Below are 15,365 nucleotides of genomic sequence, written 5' to 3' on the forward strand. Positions count from 1 at the left end.
CTTCCCGGGCCGGGCCGTTCGGCGTGGTCAAGCTCCACCGCGATTCTCAGGTCCCGGTGACCGCCGCGGGCTGCACCGTTCGGCCCTGTGCCTCGGTCTGCATCCCCCGTGACAGCTTGCGCACCCGCGTGAGCGCCGCGCGCCGTCCGGGGGTCTTGGGCAAGGTCTCCAGGCCGTGGCGGACGTCCTGCGGAGTGCACTGCAGCCGTGAGGCGCTCATGAGGGCCAGCAGGGCGGCGTCGCCGGCGGGGCCCGGAACGTACAGCGCGATGTCCAGGGCCGTGCGCCGAGGAGACGTCAGAGAAATTCCGCGCAACGTCACGACGTCCTCCGGAGCGAAGCTCGTCTGGTGCAGCACGATCCCCGGCGGAACGGTGGCCGTGGTGCGCGCGCTCTTGTCCACGAGCACGGGCAGGGGCGAAGGTTCCGGCGCGCAGCGGTAGAACCACGCCGCACCCAGCCGCCCCAGCACACCCCGGCGCTGCAGGTTGCCCGGCACCACCCGGCTCAGCACCACCGCCCGCAGGGAGTCGGTGACGGGCTGGGACGCGTGCACGTGGGCGTCCAGCAATTCGCGGCGCAGCACACCGTCCACGGTCATGGCGTGTAGCTCCGCGCGGCTGAACGGGTGGCCGGGCAGGAACACGGTGAACGCGCCGTCGTAGCGGGAACCGGAGGGGCGCAGCGCAGGGGCGAGGGAGGTCATGGACCCATCCCACCCCACGAACCGGCGCCACGGCAGACCCGCGCCGCACCTGTGGAGAACCCACGAGAAGCGCCCCCGTCCGGCGGACCGGAACGGGGGCGCTGGCCGTGAAAAGCTCGGAACCGGGCGCTCTCACCAGGAGACCCGGGACGGCACGCCGTCAGCGGTGCCGCCCCGGGGCGGGCCTCAGCCCAGTTCGGAGGCGGAAGTCTGCAGCGTGGCGAGCCACTGCTCGCTCGTAGCCAGGTCCTTCTCCAGGGAGGCGGCCTTCTTCTCGTTGCCGGAGGCGCGGGCGGTCTCGACCGCCGCGCGCTGGTCCGCGATCTTGTTCTCCAGCTGGGAGAGCATCGAGTTCGAGCGCGCCTTCGTCTCCGGGTCGGTGCGACGCCACTTGTCGTCCTCCGCCTTCTTGACGGCGTCCTCGACGGAGCGCAGCTCGTTCTCCACCCGGCGCATGTGGGCGCGCGGCACCTTGCCGGCCTCCTCCCAGCGCTGCTGGATCGAGGCGAGCTTCTTCTTGGCGGCCTCGAGGTCCTTGACCGGCAGGATCTGCTTCGCCTCGGCGAGCAGCTTCTCCTTCACGCCCAGGTTGCCCTCGAACTCCTTGTCGATCTGCTCGTTCGCGGCCTTGCGGGCGTTGAAGAAGACGTCCTGCGCCGCGCGGAACCGGGCCCACAGGGCGTCGTCGTCCTTGCGGGAGGCGCGCGGGGCCTGCTTCCAGCGGTCCATGAGCTCGCGGTACTTCCCCGCGGTCTCGCCCCAGTCCGTGGAGGAGGACAGCGCCTCGGCCTCGGCGATCAGGGCCTGCTTGACACGCTTGGCCTTGGCGTTGGTCTCGTCCAGGGAGGAGAAGAACGCCTTGCGGTGGCGGTCGAACGTGGTGCGCGCCTTGCGGAAGCGCTTCCACAGGGCGTCCTCGTCCGACTTGGACAGCCGCCCGCCCGAGCGCTGGTGCTCCTGCCACTGCGTGAACAACTGCTCCATCCGGGCCGAGGACCGCTTCCACTGGGTCTTCTCGGGGTCCTGGCCAGCAACCTCCTCTGCCTCCTCCACGATGGCCGTGCGGCGGGCCAGCTGCTCGGCCCTGTGCTTCTTCGACTCCTCCCGCTCGCGCTCCAGTGCCACGCGGATGGCGTCCTCGAGCGTGTCCAGGCGCGTGGAGAGGTCCACGAGGTCACCCACCATGGCGTGCGCGTCCACCTGCTCCCGCACGTGCTGCACGGTCTTGCGCATGTCGCCAGCAGGGGCCTTTGCGGCGATGCGCTGCTCGAGCAGCGCGACCTGCGCCTCGGCGTCGTCGAACTTGCGGGCGAAGTAGGCCAGGGCCTCGTCGCTCGTGGCGTCCGGGAACTGGCCGCACTCGTACTCGGTGCCCTGGACGGTGACGTAGACGGTGCCGTTCTCGTCCGCGCGGCCGAAGCGCTTGGCACGGGCCACGGACTCGGCCGGGGAAAGCGCGGCGGGCGCGCTCTCCGCGGCAGTCCCGGGGGTCGACGTCGCGGCGGCCGGGGTCTTCAGGGCCGCGGGGCTCGGGGTCTTGGGCGCGGCCGGGGTGGGACGTCCGGCGGCCGACGGCGACGGCGCACCCGGCGTGGGAGCCGACGGCCGCGGGGTGGGCGCGGGTGTCGCGGGAGCGCTGCCCGTCTCTGCCGCGGTGGCCGTCTCGGGCGCAGCAGCGGTCTCTGGTGTCGCAGCGGTCTCGGACACAGCTGCGTCGTCGGACGCGTCGGCGGCGTGGTCCACCGGTGCAGGCGCCGCCGGGGCGGCGGAGGACTCGGATGCGGGAGTCTCAGCCGCGGGTGTCTGGGGGGAGCGCTCCTCGGGCGCCTCGGGGGTCTGCGGTCCCTGCTCGGGACGGCGGTCGTCGGATTCAGGACGTTCTGTCACCGCTACAACTCTTTCTGCACGGCCTCGCCGGAAGGGCTCTGTGGCGCTGCTCACCCGGCGGGGGCTCCATTGGTGGACACGGCCATCCTAACGAGGGGTGCGCCCTAGAATGGCCGCAGACACCGTCACGACCGTCCCGGGTACCGTGCCGAGGGCGAACACGGCCGGTGGCCCACCCACACCGAGGAGTTCCACCCATGGCTCGCACCACCTCCCTGTCCGGCTTCCCCGAATGGCTCCCGGAGGAGCGGATCGTGGAGCAGCACGTCCTCGACTCGCTGCGCCGCACCTTCGAGCTGCACGGGTTCACCTCGATCGAGACCCGCGCGGTCGAGACCGTCGAGCAGCTGCTGCGCAAGGGCGAGATCGACAAGGAGGTCTACGGCGTCTCGCGGCTGCAGCAGGACGAGGAGGACTCCTCCAAGGAGGGTGCGCTCGCGCTGCACTTCGACCTCACCGTGCCGTTCGCCCGCTACGTGGTGGAGAACAACGGACACCTCACCTTCCCGTTCCGCCGCTACCAGATCCAGAAGGTCTGGCGCGGCGAGCGCCCCCAGGAGGGCCGCGCGCGCGAGTTCACCCAGGCGGACGTGGACGTCGTCGGGGACGGCACCCTCCCGTTCCGCTACGACGTCGAGCTCGCCCTCGTGATGATCGACGCCCTGTCCGCATTGCCCATCCCCCCGTTCGTGCTGCGCGTCAACAACCGCAAGCTGGCTGAGGGCTTCTACCGCGGCATCGGCCTCGAGGACGCCCCCGCAGTGCTGCGGGAGATCGACAAGCTCGAGAAGATCGGTGCGGACGCCGTGGCCCGCAACCTCCAGGACGCCGTGGGCGCGAGCCCAGAGCAGGCACGGGCCGCGCTGGCACTCGCGGAGATCCGCACCGAGGACACTTCCTTCGTGGAGCAGGTGCGTGCCCTTGGCCAGACCAACGAGCTGCTTGAGGAGGGCCTCGCGGAGCTCGCGGAGGTCGTGGGGGAGGCCGCTCGCCGAGCGCCGGGCAAGGTGGTGGCAGACCTGTCGATCGCGCGCGGTCTCGACTACTACACGGGCACCGTCTACGAGACCGTCCTGGTCGGCCACGAGCAGCTCGGCTCGGTGTGCTCCGGCGGGCGGTACGAATCCCTCGCGAGCACCGGCAAGAAGAACTTCCCGGGCGTGGGCCTGTCCATCGGCGTGACCCGGCTGGTCACGCGCATCCTCTCGCAGAAGATGGCCTCCGCCTCCCGCTCCGTGCCCTCAGCCGTGCTCGTGGCCCTGAACGACGACGAGTCGTGGTCCGCCGCGCAGGACGTCGCAGGCGCCCTGCGCTCCCGGGGAATCGCCACCGAGGTGGCCGCCACGGCCCAGAAGTTCGGCAAGCAGATCCGCTACGCCGAGCGCCGGGGCATCCCGTTCGTGTGGTTCACCACGGTGGCGGAGGACGGCACGGTGGGCCACGAGGTCAAGGACATCCGCTCCGGCGAGCAGGTCCCGGCGGACCCGCAGTCGTGGCAGCCGCCCGTCGAGGACCTCCGCCCGGGCGTCGCCGCCGGGCCGGCCGACGACTGAGCCGCCGCGCGCTTGTAGACTCGCGGGAGACAACCCACCGGGCCGGGCGACGTCGTGCCCCGTGCCCGTGGCGCCGCGTGCGCGCGGCCCAGAGAACTCCGGGGACGTGCTCCCCGCACCACAACCAATGAAAAGGTGAATGCACTTGTTGCGAACACATGAGCTTGGCGCGCTGAGCGCCGAGAACATCGGACAGACCGTCACGCTGGCGGGCTGGGTCGGCCGCCGCCGGGACCACGGCGGCGTGGCGTTCGTGGACCTGCGGGACGCCTCCGGCGTGGCGCAGATCGTGGTGCGCGACGAGGAGCAGTTCCACCAGCTGCGCAACGAGTACGTCCTGCAGGTCACCGGCACCGTGGAGCGCCGCCCGGAGGGCAACGAGAACCCGAACCTGCCCTCGGGCGAGGTGGAGGTCATGGTGGACGAGCTCGCCGTGCTCAACACCGCCGCGCCCCTGCCGTTCCAGATCGACGAGCACGTGGAGGTGGGGGAGGAAGCGCGCCTGAAGTACCGCTACCTGGACCTGCGCCGCCCGGAGCCCGCCCGCATCATGCGGCTGCGCTCCGAGGTCAACCGCGTGGCCCGCAACCTGCTGCACGAGCAGGGCTTCACCGAGGTGGAGACGCCCACCCTCACCCGCTCCACCCCCGAGGGCGCGCGCGACTTCCTGGTTCCGGCGCGCCTGGCTCCGGGCTCGTGGTATGCCCTGCCGCAGTCCCCGCAGCTGTTCAAGCAGCTGCTGCAGGTGGGCGGGATCGAGAAGTACTTCCAGATCGCCCGCTGCTACCGGGACGAGGACTTCCGCGCGGACCGCCAGCCCGAGTTCACCCAGCTGGACGTCGAGGCCTCCTTCGTGGAGGAGGACGACATCATCGCCCTGGGCGAGCAGATCGTGAAGGCGCTGTGGGCGCTGATCGGCGTGGAGATCACCACCCCGATCCCGCGCATGACCTACGCGCAGGCCATGGCTGACTACGGCTCCGACAAGCCGGACCTGCGCTTCGACCTGAAGCTCACCGAGCTCACCGAGTACTTCAAGGACACCCCGTTCCGCGTGTTCCAGGCCCCGTACGTGGGCGCCGTGGTGATGCCCGGTGGTGCGTCCCAGCCGCGCCGTCAGCTCGACGCGTGGCAGGAGTGGGCCAAGCAGCGCGGCGCCAAGGGCCTCGCGTACGTCCTGTTCAAGGAGGACGGCGAGATCGCCGGACCGGTGGCCAAGAACATCTCCGAGGAGGAGAAGGCCGGACTGGCCGAGGCCGTGGGTGCAAAGCCGGGAGACTGCGTGTTCTTCGCCGCCGGCGGGGTCAAGACCTCCCGTGCGCTGCTCGGAGCGGCGCGCGTGGAGATCGGTCACCGCGTGGGCCTGATCGACGAGAACGACTGGGCCTTCGTGTGGGTCGTGGACGCGCCCCTGTTCGAGCCGGCCGCCGACGCCGTGGAGTCCGGTGACGTGGCCGTGGGCTCCGGCGCCTGGACCGCGGTGCACCACGCGTTCACCTCGCCGAAGCCCGAATTCAGGGACACGTTCGACACCGATCCCGGCTCCGCGCTGGCCTACGCCTACGACATCGTGTGCAACGGCAACGAGATCGGCGGCGGCTCCATCCGCATCCACCGCCGGGACGTGCAGGACCGGGTCTTCCGCGTGATGGGCCTGAGCGAGGAGGATGCCCGGGAGAAGTTCGGCTTCCTCCTGGACGCCTTCCAGTTCGGTGCGCCCCCGCACGGCGGCATCGCCTTCGGCTGGGATCGCGTGGTCGCGCTGCTCGCGGGCACCGACTCCATCCGCGACGTCATCGCGTTCCCCAAGACCGGCAACGGCTACGATCCGCTGACCGCCGCTCCCGCCGCGATCACGGCGCAGCAGCGCAAGGAGGCGGGCGTGGACGCCAAGCCCGAGCCCCGCACCTCCGGCGGCGAGTCCAAGACCACCACGACCAACGAGAGCGGGCGGTAGTCGTCCAACCCGCTGAACAGCACACCGGCCGGAGCCTGATGGCCCTGGCCGGTGTGCTTCTGACTGCCTTCACCCTCCGACTCGGCGTCTCCGGGGTGTCCCCGGTGCTCGAACGCCTCTCCACCGACCTGCACCTCACCGCAGCGAACACGGGTGTGCTCGCCATGATGCCCACCCTGGGCTTCGCGCTGACGGGCTTCCTCACCGCGTTCCTGATGCGCCGCATGGGGCTCGAGGCGCTGCTGATGCTCTCGTGCGCCCTGGCCGCTGCGGGTCTGGTGGCGCGCGCCCTGTGCACGGACGTCATCCTGTTCCTCGTGTTCACGTTCGTGGCCATGTGCGGTCTGGGCATCGGCAACGTGGCGCTGCCGCCGGTGATCAAGAAGTACTTCCCGAACCGGATCGCGCCGCTCACGGCCGTGTACTCGATGCTGCTGGGAGTGTCCACGGCAATGGCCCCGTTCTTCGCGGTCCCGATCGCCGACGCCGCGGGGTGGCGTGCGTCCGTGGGGTCCTGGGCGCCTCCGAGCTGGCCGAGGTCCCCGTCCCGGGCGTCACCGCCCCCGCGGCGGGCCCCGGGCGGGCCTCCCCGTGGCGCACCCGCGTGGGCTGGGGGGTGGTGCTGATGTTCGTGGGCACCTCGTCCAACACGTTCGCCATGTTCACCTGGCTTCCCCGCTTCGTGGTGGACACCGGCTTCTCGGAGCACGAGGCCGGCGCAATGCTCTCCTTCTACGCGATCCTCGGCCTGCCCGTGAGTCTCGTGGTGCCCCTGCTGGTGCGCCGCACGGGCAACACCCTCGTGCCGGGTCTGTGCGCCGTGCTGCTGTACGGCACCGGCTACCTCATGCTGCTGCAGTGGCCACGGGAGGTCTTGGGTGGCCTGCCGCTGGTGTGGGTGTGGATCACGATCGCCGGGCTCGGCCAGGCCTCCTTCCCCCTGGCGCTGACACTGATCAACATCCGCACCCGCACCACTGCGGGCGCCGGCGCGCTCTCCGGCTTCGGGCAGGGCCTGGGCTACCTCGCTGGCTGCGCCGGGCCCCTGATGTTCGGTCTGCTCTTCGGGGCCACGGGCAACTGGTGGACCTCCTTCGGGTACCTCTGGCTCATGCTCGGGGTGCTCGCCGTCGGCGTACTGGTGACCGCCCCGCACCGCTTCATGGAGGACTCGGGCCCGGGATAGGGACAACGACGCCGCCCGCGCACCGCGGCGTCGTCGCCGGTTCCGCTGCGGGTTCCGGATGTGGTGGAGTGGACGGCATGCGAATCGTGCTGCAAGTGGTGACGGGTGCCCGGGTCACGGTCGAGGACCTCACGGTCGGGGAGATCGACGGTCCGGGGCTTGCACTGCTCGTGGGGATCACCCACACGGACACCCCCGCCACGGCGCAGAAGCTCGCCGCGAAGATCGCCGGGCTGCGGGTGCTGCCGGGGGAGACCTCCTGCGAGGACAGCGGCGCGCCCGTGCTGGCCGTGAGCCAGTTCACCCTCTACGGGGACGTGCGCAGGGGTCGGCGGCCCTCGTGGTCGGACGCCGCCCCGGCAGCGTTGAGCGAGCCGCTGTTCGACGCGTTCGTCGCCGCGCTGCGCGAGCGTGGCCTGACGGTGGAGACCGGCCGGTTCGGGGCGCACATGGCGGTCTCCCTGGTCAACGACGGGCCCATCACGCTCGTGGTGGACAGCGACGACCTGCAGCGCCCGCGCCGCGACTGACGCCCGGAACGGGCTCGTGTGCGTGTCCGGGTCGGGCAGTAGGGTCGAGGCGTGAGCGACTCCCTGTTCGACCTGCCGGACCCCGCACGCGGCGGCCGGGCGCACGCCAACGACCCCGCGTTCCCGGAGCCCTCGGCCGCTTCCGGGGGTTCTGCCTCGGAGCACGGGCGGCGCCGCTCCCGCGCACCCCTGGCCGTGCGGATGCGACCGCGCACCCTCGACGAGGTCGTGGGCCAGAAGCACCTGCTGCGCACCGGCTCCCCGCTGCGCGCGCTCGTCACGGGACTCACGGGTCCCGCCGCGCCGTCCTCGGTGATCCTGTGGGGCCCACCAGGAACGGGCAAGACCACCATCGCCCACGTGATCGCGCGAGGCCACGACACCACTTTCGTGGAGCTCTCCGCCGTCACGGCCGGGGTGAAGGACGTCCGGCGGGTCATGGACGAGGCGCTGACCGCGCGGGACCTTCACGGGCGCACCACCGTGCTGTTCCTGGACGAGATCCATCGCTTCACCAAAGCCCAGCAGGACGCCCTGCTGCCCGGGGTGGAGAACGGGTGGGTGGTCCTGGTGGCCGCGACCACCGAGAACCCGTCCTTCTCCGTGATCTCCCCGCTGCTCTCCCGGTCACTGCTGCTCACCCTGCAGCCCCTGGAGCGCTCCGACATCGGCGAGCTGCTCGAGCGTGCTGTCACGGAGCCTCGCGGGCTCGACGGTGCCGTGCGGCTGGACCCCGCTGCGCGCGAGCACCTGCTTGACGTGGCCGGCGGGGACGCCCGCAAGGCGCTGACCTCGCTCGAGGCGGCGGCCGCGGTGGCGCTCTCCCATGCCACGGACAGCTCCGCCGCAGCGGCCACGGACGGCGCTGGGAGAGCAGGCAACGGCACCGGGGCGCGCGAGAGGGCCGTGGGATACGACGAGGCCGGGGAACCGGTGGGGGTCGGAGCGGACGGCGGGGCCGCCGGCAGCGGTGGGACTGGGACGAGCGGACAGACCGGAGCAAGCCGTGGGACCGGGGAGGGCAGCGGCGTCACCCGGGAAGATACGGACGGGCGGGCCGCAGCCCCGCCCACGGTGACCCTCGCGGACGCCGAGGAGGCCGTGAACCGGGCGGCGGTGCGCTACGACAAGACGGGCGACCAGCACTACGACGTGGTGAGCGCGTTCATCAAGTCCATTCGAGGCTCGGACGTGGACGCCGCGATGCACTACCTCGCCCGGATGATCGAGGCGGGGGAGGACCCTCGGTTCATCGCACGCCGGCTCATCATCTCCGCGTCCGAGGACATCGGGATGGCTGATCCCACGGCACTGCAGACCGCCGTGGCGGCGGCACAGGCCGTGCAGCTGATCGGCATGCCAGAGGGCCGGATCCCCTTGGCGGAGGCGGTCGTGCACCTCGCCACCGCCCCCAAGTCCAACGCCGCGTACCTCGCGGTGGACGCCGCCATCGCGGACGTGCGAGCCGGCCGCGCCGGGACCGTGCCCCGGCACCTGCGCGACGCCCACTATCCCGGGGCCGCCGAGCTCGGCCACGGAGCGCACTACGTCTACGCCCACGACGCGCCCAACGCCGTCGCCGCCCAGCAGTACCCACCCGACGAGCTCGTGGGACGCGACTACTACGAACCCACCCAGTTCGGCCACGAGAAGAATGTGGCCAGGCGGCTGGAGATCCTGCGCGGCCTCGTGCGCGGCACCGCCGGCGGATAGCAGCGGGCGCCGCGGCCACGGAACTCCCGGGCATACGGGCATACGGGCACGGTGCGACACCCCTGCCGCCGGGCCCCCGGATGTTTCCGTGCCGTCGCACGCGGACTATCGTGAATGTGACCCGACAACCTCAACCGGCAACCCCTTGGTAGACAGGAGCGGCAACCGTGCCACTGACATCTCTGAACGCACAGCAGCGCAGCGACGACCTGCGAGACATGGCCGAGAACCCCGTGGACGTCCTGGTCATCGGCGGCGGCGTCACGGGCGCGGGGATCGCGCTCGACGCCGCCACCCGTGGCCTCTCGACCGCCATCATCGACGCGCAGGACTGGGCCCAGGGCACCTCCTCGCGCTCCTCCAAGCTCGTCCACGGCGGGCTGCGCTACCTCATGCAGCTCAATTTCGCGCTCGTGGCGGAAGCCCTCAAGGAGCGCGACCTCCTCATGCACCGGCTGGCCCCGCACCTGGTCAAGCCCATCCAGTTCATGTACCCGCTCACCCACAAGGGCTGGGAACGCCCGTTCGTGGCCACCGGCATCGGCATGTACGACACCCTCGCCCACGTGGGTGCCAAGGCCGAGTCCCTGCCCGTCCAGCGCCACCTCAGCGCCGCCGGCGTGCGCAGGACCTTCCCGGCCATGCGCGACGACGCCGCCGTGGGCGCCATCGCCTACTGGGACGGCCGCGTGGACGACGCCCGGCTGACCCTGGACCTCGTGCGCACCGCGCAGCGCTACGGCGCGCTCGCGGCCAACCGTGCCGCGGCCCGCAAGCTGGTCCGCGACGAGTCCGGGCGCGTGGTCGGAGCCCTCGTGGAGGACCTCACCACCGGCGAGACCCGCGAGGTGCGCGCCAAGATGGTGATCTCCGCCGCGGGCGTGTGGACGGAGCCGGTGCAGGACCTCGCCCAGGCGGAGACCGGGCTGAAGGTCCTCGCCTCCAAGGGCATCCACGTGGTGGTCCCGAAGGAGCGCCTGGACGGTTCCACGGGCATCATCCTGCAGACCGAGAAGTCCGTGCTGTTCATCATCCCGTGGGACAACTACTGGGTCATCGGCACCACCGACACCCCCTACGAGCAGGACCTCACCACGCCCACGGCCACCCGCGAGGACGTCGAGTACGTGCTGGAGCACGCGAACAAGATCCTGCGCGAGCCGCTGACCACGGACGACGTGATCGGCACCTGGGCGGGCCTGCGTCCGCTGGTGCAGCCGGGAACCAAGGGCGAGACCACGCCGTCCACCAAGATCTCCCGCGAGCACTCCGTGGTGGAGGCCACCCCCGGTCTCTTTACGATCGCCGGCGGCAAGCTGACCACCTACCGCGTGATGGCCAAGGACGCCGTGGACGCGGCACTCGGCAAGAAGGCCGCCAAGGAGAACCCGTCCATCACCGAGCACGTGGCCCTGCTGGGCGCGCAGGGCTGGTCCGGTCTGATGAACCAGTCCGAGCACCTCGCCCAGCGCACCGGCATGGACCGGGTGGTGATCGAGCGTCTGCTCAACCGCTACGGTGACGAGGCCCTCGAGATGATCGACGCGGTCACCGAGCACCCGGAGCTCGGCGAGCCCGTGCCCGGCGCCGAGCAGTACCTGAAGATCGAGATCCAGCGCGCGGCCACCCACGAGGGCGCCCTGGACCTCGAGGACGTGATGTGCCGGCGCACGCACCTGAACTACGAGCAGCGCGACGGCGGCATCGCCGCGGCCCCGGAGATCGCCCGCATCATGGGTGACGCCCTGGGCTGGGACGAGGCCGAGCGCGCCCGCCAGGTCCAGCTCTACACCGAGCTGCGCGACGCCGAGCAGGCGGCCCTGCAGGAGACGGACGAGGCCACGGCGCAGCAGCTGCGCGCCGGAGCGGGCGACCCGTACCCCGGCCGGGACTGATCCGAGACCTCGGGCCCGGAACCCCTCCGGGCCCCCGAGCACCCAACGGAGGGTGAAGTGAATGAAGTGACCGAGGTGGCGTTGTCCACCGTTTTCATGTCCGAGGCGTTCGGCACGGCGATCCTGGTGCTGCTGGGCTGCGGTGTGGTGGCCAACGTGGTCCTGCCCCGGACGAAGGGCAACGGCGCCGACTGGCTGCTGATCAGCTTCGGCTGGGGACTCGCGGTGTTCTCGGGCGTCTACGTGGCGCACGCGTCCGGCGCGCACCTGAACCCGGCGGTGACCATCGGCATGCTGGCGCGTCACAACGCGGAGTACGCCCCGGGCGTCACCATCACCCCGGCGAGCACCGTGGTGTACCTGGTGGCGCAGTTCGTGGGCGGCTTCGTGGGCGCCCTCGTGTGCTGGCTGGCCTACAAGAAGCACTTCGACGCGGCCGGTGAGGAGGGCGTCGCGACGATCGGCGTCTTCTCCACCGGCCCGGAGATCCGCAGCTACGGCTGGAACTTCGTCACCGAGGTCGTCGCCACGTTCGTGCTCGTCTACGTGATCCTCGTCTTCGGCGAGACCCCGAGCGAACTCGGCCCGCTGGCCGTGGCGATGCTCGTCGTGGCCATCGGTGCCTGCCTCGGCGGGCCCACGGGCTACGCGATCAACCCCGCCCGTGACCTCAGCCCGCGCCTCGCCCACGCGCTGCTTCCCATTCCGAACAAGGTGAGCAGCGACTGGTCCTACAGCTGGGTCCCCGTGCTGGGCCCGCTCGTGGGCGGCGCCCTCGCGGGTGCCGCGGCCCTGGTCATCGGCTGACCGGCCCCACCCAGCAGGCAACACACTTTTTGACGAAGGAGTCAGACATGACCGAAGCCAAGCACGTGATGGCGATCGACCAGGGCACCACCAGCACCCGCGCGATCGTCTTCGACCACTCCGGCAACATCGTGGGAGTGGGCCAGCACGAGCACGAGCAGATCTTCCCCCGTGCGGGGTGGGTCGAGCACGACGCCCAGGAGATCTGGCGCAACACCCGTCGCTGCGTGGCGGACGCGCTCGCGGAGACCGAGCTCACCAGGGACGACCTCGCGGCGGTGGGCATCACCAACCAGCGCGAGACCGCCGTCGTGTGGGACAAGAACACCGGTGAGCCCGTCTACCACGCGATCGTGTGGCAGGACACCCGCACGCAGGCCATCGTGGACGAGTTTGCGAAGGACGGCGGGGACGAGAAGTTCCGGGAGCTCACCGGCCTCCCCCTGGCGAGCTACTTCGCGGGCCCGAAGGTCAAGTGGATCCTGGACAATGTCGAGGGCGCGCGGGAGAAGGCCGAGGCCGGGGACCTGCTCTTCGGCACCACTGACAGCTGGCTCGTGTGGAACATGACCGGCGGCAGCGGGGACGGCGTCCACGTCACGGACGTGACCAACGCCTCCCGCACCCTGCTCATGAACATCGACACCCTCGACTGGAACGAGGAGCTGTGCGAGACCATGGGCATTCCGATGTCCATGCTCCCGGAGATCCGCTGCAGCAGCGAGGTCTACGGCAAGGGCCGTGCCCGCGGATTCCTCAAGGGCGTTCCGATCGCCGGCATCCTGGGTGACCAGCAGGCGGCCATGTTCGGTCAGACCTGCTTCGAGCCGGGCATGGGCAAGAACACGTACGGCACGGGCAGCTTCCTGCTCATGAACGTGGGGGAGACCCCGGTGCGCTCGGAGTACGGGCTCATCACCACGGTCTGCTACCAGATCGAGGGCCAGAAGCCGGTCTACGCCCTGGAGGGCTCCATCGCCGTCACAGGTTCGCTGGTGCAGTGGGTGCGCGACAACCTGGGCCTGATCCAGGACGCCAAGGAGATCGAGCCCCTCGCCCGGGCCGTGGAGGACAACGGTGGCGCGTACTTCGTGCCGGCGTTCTCCGGGCTCTTCGCGCCGCACTGGCGCCCTGACGCCCGCGGTGCCCTGGTGGGTCTCACCCGCTACGTGCGCAAGGAACACATTGCCCGCGCCGTCCTGGAGGCCACCGCGTTCCAGTCCCGCGAGGTCGTGGAGGCCATGAACAATGACTCCAAGCAGGATCTCACGGAGCTGCGCGTGGACGGCGGCATGACCGCCAACGAGCTGCTCATGCAGTTCCAGGCGGACCAGCTGGACGTTCCCGTGATCCGCCCGAAGATCACGGAGACCACGGCTCTCGGTGCCGCCTACGCGGCGGGCCTCGCGGTGGGGTTCTGGGCGGACCTGGACGAGATCACCCAGAACTGGGCGGAGGACAAGCGCTGGGAGCCGGAAGGGGACCGCGCGGAGGAGGACAGGCTCTTCCGCAACTGGACGAAGGCCGTGGGCAAGTCCCTCGACTGGGTGGACGAGGACGTCAGCTGAATCGGATATAGTGGACGGCTGGCTGGCACGTCGCGTTGCGGCATGCCCTCGGACGGTGAACACTCACCGCCCCGGGCTGCTGCGCGGACGCTAGGCACGTCGGATTGCGGCTGATCCGCACCTCTCCCGCGGGAACCACTTTCCGCGCCGGAGGCCAGTACCACCCAGAACGGAGCACGGGCCCCGCCCGTGCACCGTCGAACCGCAGGAAAGGCAAGTCTTGTCCCAGAACAACAGTTCTCGTGCGCGCCGCCAGGTGCGCAAGTCTCGTGCCCTCGGCATCGCCCTGACGCCCAAGGCCGAGAAGTACTTCGAGCGCCGCCCGTATGCTCCCGGTGAGCACGGCCGTGCCCGCCGCAAGCAGGACTCGGACTACAAGGTCCGTCTGACCGAGAAGCAGCGGCTGCGTGCGCAGTACAACATCCGCGAGAAGCAGATGCACCGTGCCTACGTCGAGGCCAAGCGCGTCGAAGGCCAGACCGGTGAAAACCTCATCGCTCTGCTCGAGACCCGTCTGGACGCCCTGGTGCTGCGTGCGGGCTTCGTGCGCACGATGGCTGCCGCGCGCCAGGCTGTGGTCCACCGCCACATCATGGTGGACGGCCAGCGCGTGGACCGTCCCTCGTTCCGCGTGCGCCCGGGTCAGATGATCCACGTGCACCCGCGCTCCGAGAAGATGGTCCCGTTCCAGATCGCCGCGACGGGTGCGAACCAGGATGTTCTGCCGAACACCCCGCCGTACCTGGACGTGACGATCGACCGGCTGCAGGCCACGCTCTCGCGCAAGCCCGAGCGCTCCGAGGTCCCCGTGACCTGTGAAGAGCAGCTCGTGGTCGAGTACTACGCCCGGATGGCCTGATCCTCCGAGCGCCACGCCGCCCCCTGGGGCGGCGGACGGACAGCCCGCGACCCCGGTCGCGGGCTGTTCGCCGTCTGCGGCACGGTTCGCCGAGCGACGCGGGTTGTTGGGTAGAGTTGCCAGTCGGTCGGCGTTGCTCGCCGGCACCCAGATCGTCGAGCCCGAACGGAAGAAGTGATCCCCATGGACGGTGGCGATATCGCCGGATTGATCGCGGCATTCGTCTTCGCGGTGCTGGTGGGCCTGCTCGCACTGCCCATCGTCAAGCTCGGTCGTGTCTTTGACGAACTCCGGCTGACCATCCGCTCGATCAACGACGGCACCACACCGCTGATCGACGAGGTCACGCGCACCGTGAGCACCACCAACACGCAGCTGGAGAAGGTGGACGGCATCACCTCGAACGTCTCGGACGCCTCCGCGAACGTCTCGGCCCTGTCCTCGCTCGTGGCCTCCACGGTGGGGCAGCCCCTGATCAAGGTGGCGTCCTTCTCGCACGGGCTGCGCCGGGCCTTCTCCCCGCAGCCTGGCCCTGCGGGGGCGCCCCGCACGGCGCCCACCGCAGGCTCCCCGGGCGACGCGAACGCCTCGAACCCCTCGACCGCCCGGCCGGAGGGTTCCGCACCCACGTCGGGGGCCGGTGACCGGCCCGCAGGCGACGCCGCGGCGTCGGGAACCGCGCGTGCCTCCCGCTACGGGACGTC

The 15,365-nt window shown here is 70.8% G+C and carries 12 protein-coding genes and 1 pseudogene; 11 read left to right on the forward strand and 2 right to left on the reverse strand.

Features of this window, described 5'->3' with window-relative positions; translation table 11 throughout:
- Window positions 1-46 precede the first annotated feature (46 nt).
- Both B3G12_RS07445 and B3G12_RS07450 read right to left on the reverse strand, forming a co-directional pair.
- Complete coding sequence (locus tag B3G12_RS07445) at window positions 47-706, reverse strand: type IV toxin-antitoxin system AbiEi family antitoxin (protein WP_144942877.1); 660 nt, start codon at window positions 704-706, stop codon at window positions 47-49.
- Between the two features lie 186 nt (window positions 707-892).
- Window positions 893-2,593 carry a DUF349 domain-containing protein gene (locus B3G12_RS07450; protein ID WP_260983379.1) on the reverse strand — a complete coding sequence of 567 codons (1,701 nt, stop codon included), beginning with the start codon at window positions 2,591-2,593 and terminating at the stop codon, window positions 893-895.
- Window positions 2,594-2,790: 197 nt separating this feature from the next.
- Here B3G12_RS07450 and hisS point away from each other — a divergent pair, with 197 nt between their 5' ends.
- The 11 genes and pseudogenes from hisS to B3G12_RS07505 form a co-directional block, all read left to right on the forward strand.
- A complete protein-coding gene (gene hisS / locus B3G12_RS07455; protein WP_290499829.1) occupies window positions 2,791-4,146 on the forward strand; it encodes a histidine--tRNA ligase in 1,356 nt (451 codons plus the stop codon).
- A 145-nt stretch (window positions 4,147-4,291) separates the two neighbouring features.
- Window positions 4,292-6,103 carry an aspartate--tRNA ligase gene (gene aspS, locus B3G12_RS07460; protein WP_290499862.1) on the forward strand — a complete coding sequence of 604 codons (1,812 nt, stop codon included), beginning with the start codon at window positions 4,292-4,294 and terminating at the stop codon, window positions 6,101-6,103.
- 53 nt (window positions 6,104-6,156) lie between these two features.
- Window positions 6,157-6,729 (forward strand): CynX/NimT family MFS transporter, encoded by a 573-nt coding sequence (locus B3G12_RS07465; protein ID WP_290499830.1) that lies wholly within the window; start codon window positions 6,157-6,159, stop codon window positions 6,727-6,729.
- Window positions 6,729-7,289: a hypothetical protein gene (locus tag B3G12_RS07470; protein WP_290499831.1), complete on the forward strand. Its 561-nt coding sequence runs from the start codon at window positions 6,729-6,731 to the stop codon at window positions 7,287-7,289. Before B3G12_RS07465 ends, B3G12_RS07470 begins: the two co-directional genes overlap by 1 nt.
- Before the next feature lie 77 nt (window positions 7,290-7,366).
- Window positions 7,367-7,819, forward strand: coding sequence for a D-aminoacyl-tRNA deacylase (gene dtd / locus B3G12_RS07475; RefSeq protein ID WP_290499832.1), 453 nt, complete (start codon window positions 7,367-7,369; stop codon window positions 7,817-7,819).
- 51 nt (window positions 7,820-7,870) lie between these two features.
- Window positions 7,871-9,532, forward strand: a complete 1,662-nt coding sequence (locus B3G12_RS07480) for a replication-associated recombination protein A (protein ID WP_290499833.1) — start codon at window positions 7,871-7,873, stop codon at window positions 9,530-9,532.
- Between the two features lie 167 nt (window positions 9,533-9,699).
- A complete protein-coding gene (locus B3G12_RS07485) occupies window positions 9,700-11,427 on the forward strand; it encodes a glycerol-3-phosphate dehydrogenase/oxidase (protein WP_290499834.1) in 1,728 nt (575 codons plus the stop codon).
- 57 nt (window positions 11,428-11,484) lie between these two features.
- Window positions 11,485-12,234 carry an MIP/aquaporin family protein gene (locus B3G12_RS07490; protein ID WP_290499835.1) on the forward strand — a complete coding sequence of 250 codons (750 nt, stop codon included), beginning with the start codon at window positions 11,485-11,487 and terminating at the stop codon, window positions 12,232-12,234.
- A gap of 47 nt (window positions 12,235-12,281) precedes the next feature.
- Window positions 12,282-13,802, forward strand: coding sequence for a glycerol kinase GlpK (glpK, locus tag B3G12_RS07495; RefSeq protein ID WP_290499836.1), 1,521 nt, complete (start codon window positions 12,282-12,284; stop codon window positions 13,800-13,802).
- Window positions 13,803-14,022: 220 nt separating this feature from the next.
- Window positions 14,023-14,661 carry a 30S ribosomal protein S4 gene (rpsD, locus tag B3G12_RS07500; RefSeq protein ID WP_144942884.1) on the forward strand — a complete coding sequence of 213 codons (639 nt, stop codon included), beginning with the start codon at window positions 14,023-14,025 and terminating at the stop codon, window positions 14,659-14,661.
- 183 nt (window positions 14,662-14,844) lie between these two features.
- Window positions 14,845-15,213, forward strand: a pseudogene (locus tag B3G12_RS07505) (DUF948 domain-containing protein); the annotation flags it as partial.
- Between the last annotated feature and the right edge of the window lie 152 nt (window positions 15,214-15,365).

Source organism: Kocuria sp. UBA5001 (assembly GCF_002398425.1).
In the GTDB taxonomy this organism is placed as follows: Bacteria; Actinomycetota; Actinomycetes; order Actinomycetales; family Micrococcaceae; genus Kocuria; species Kocuria salsicia.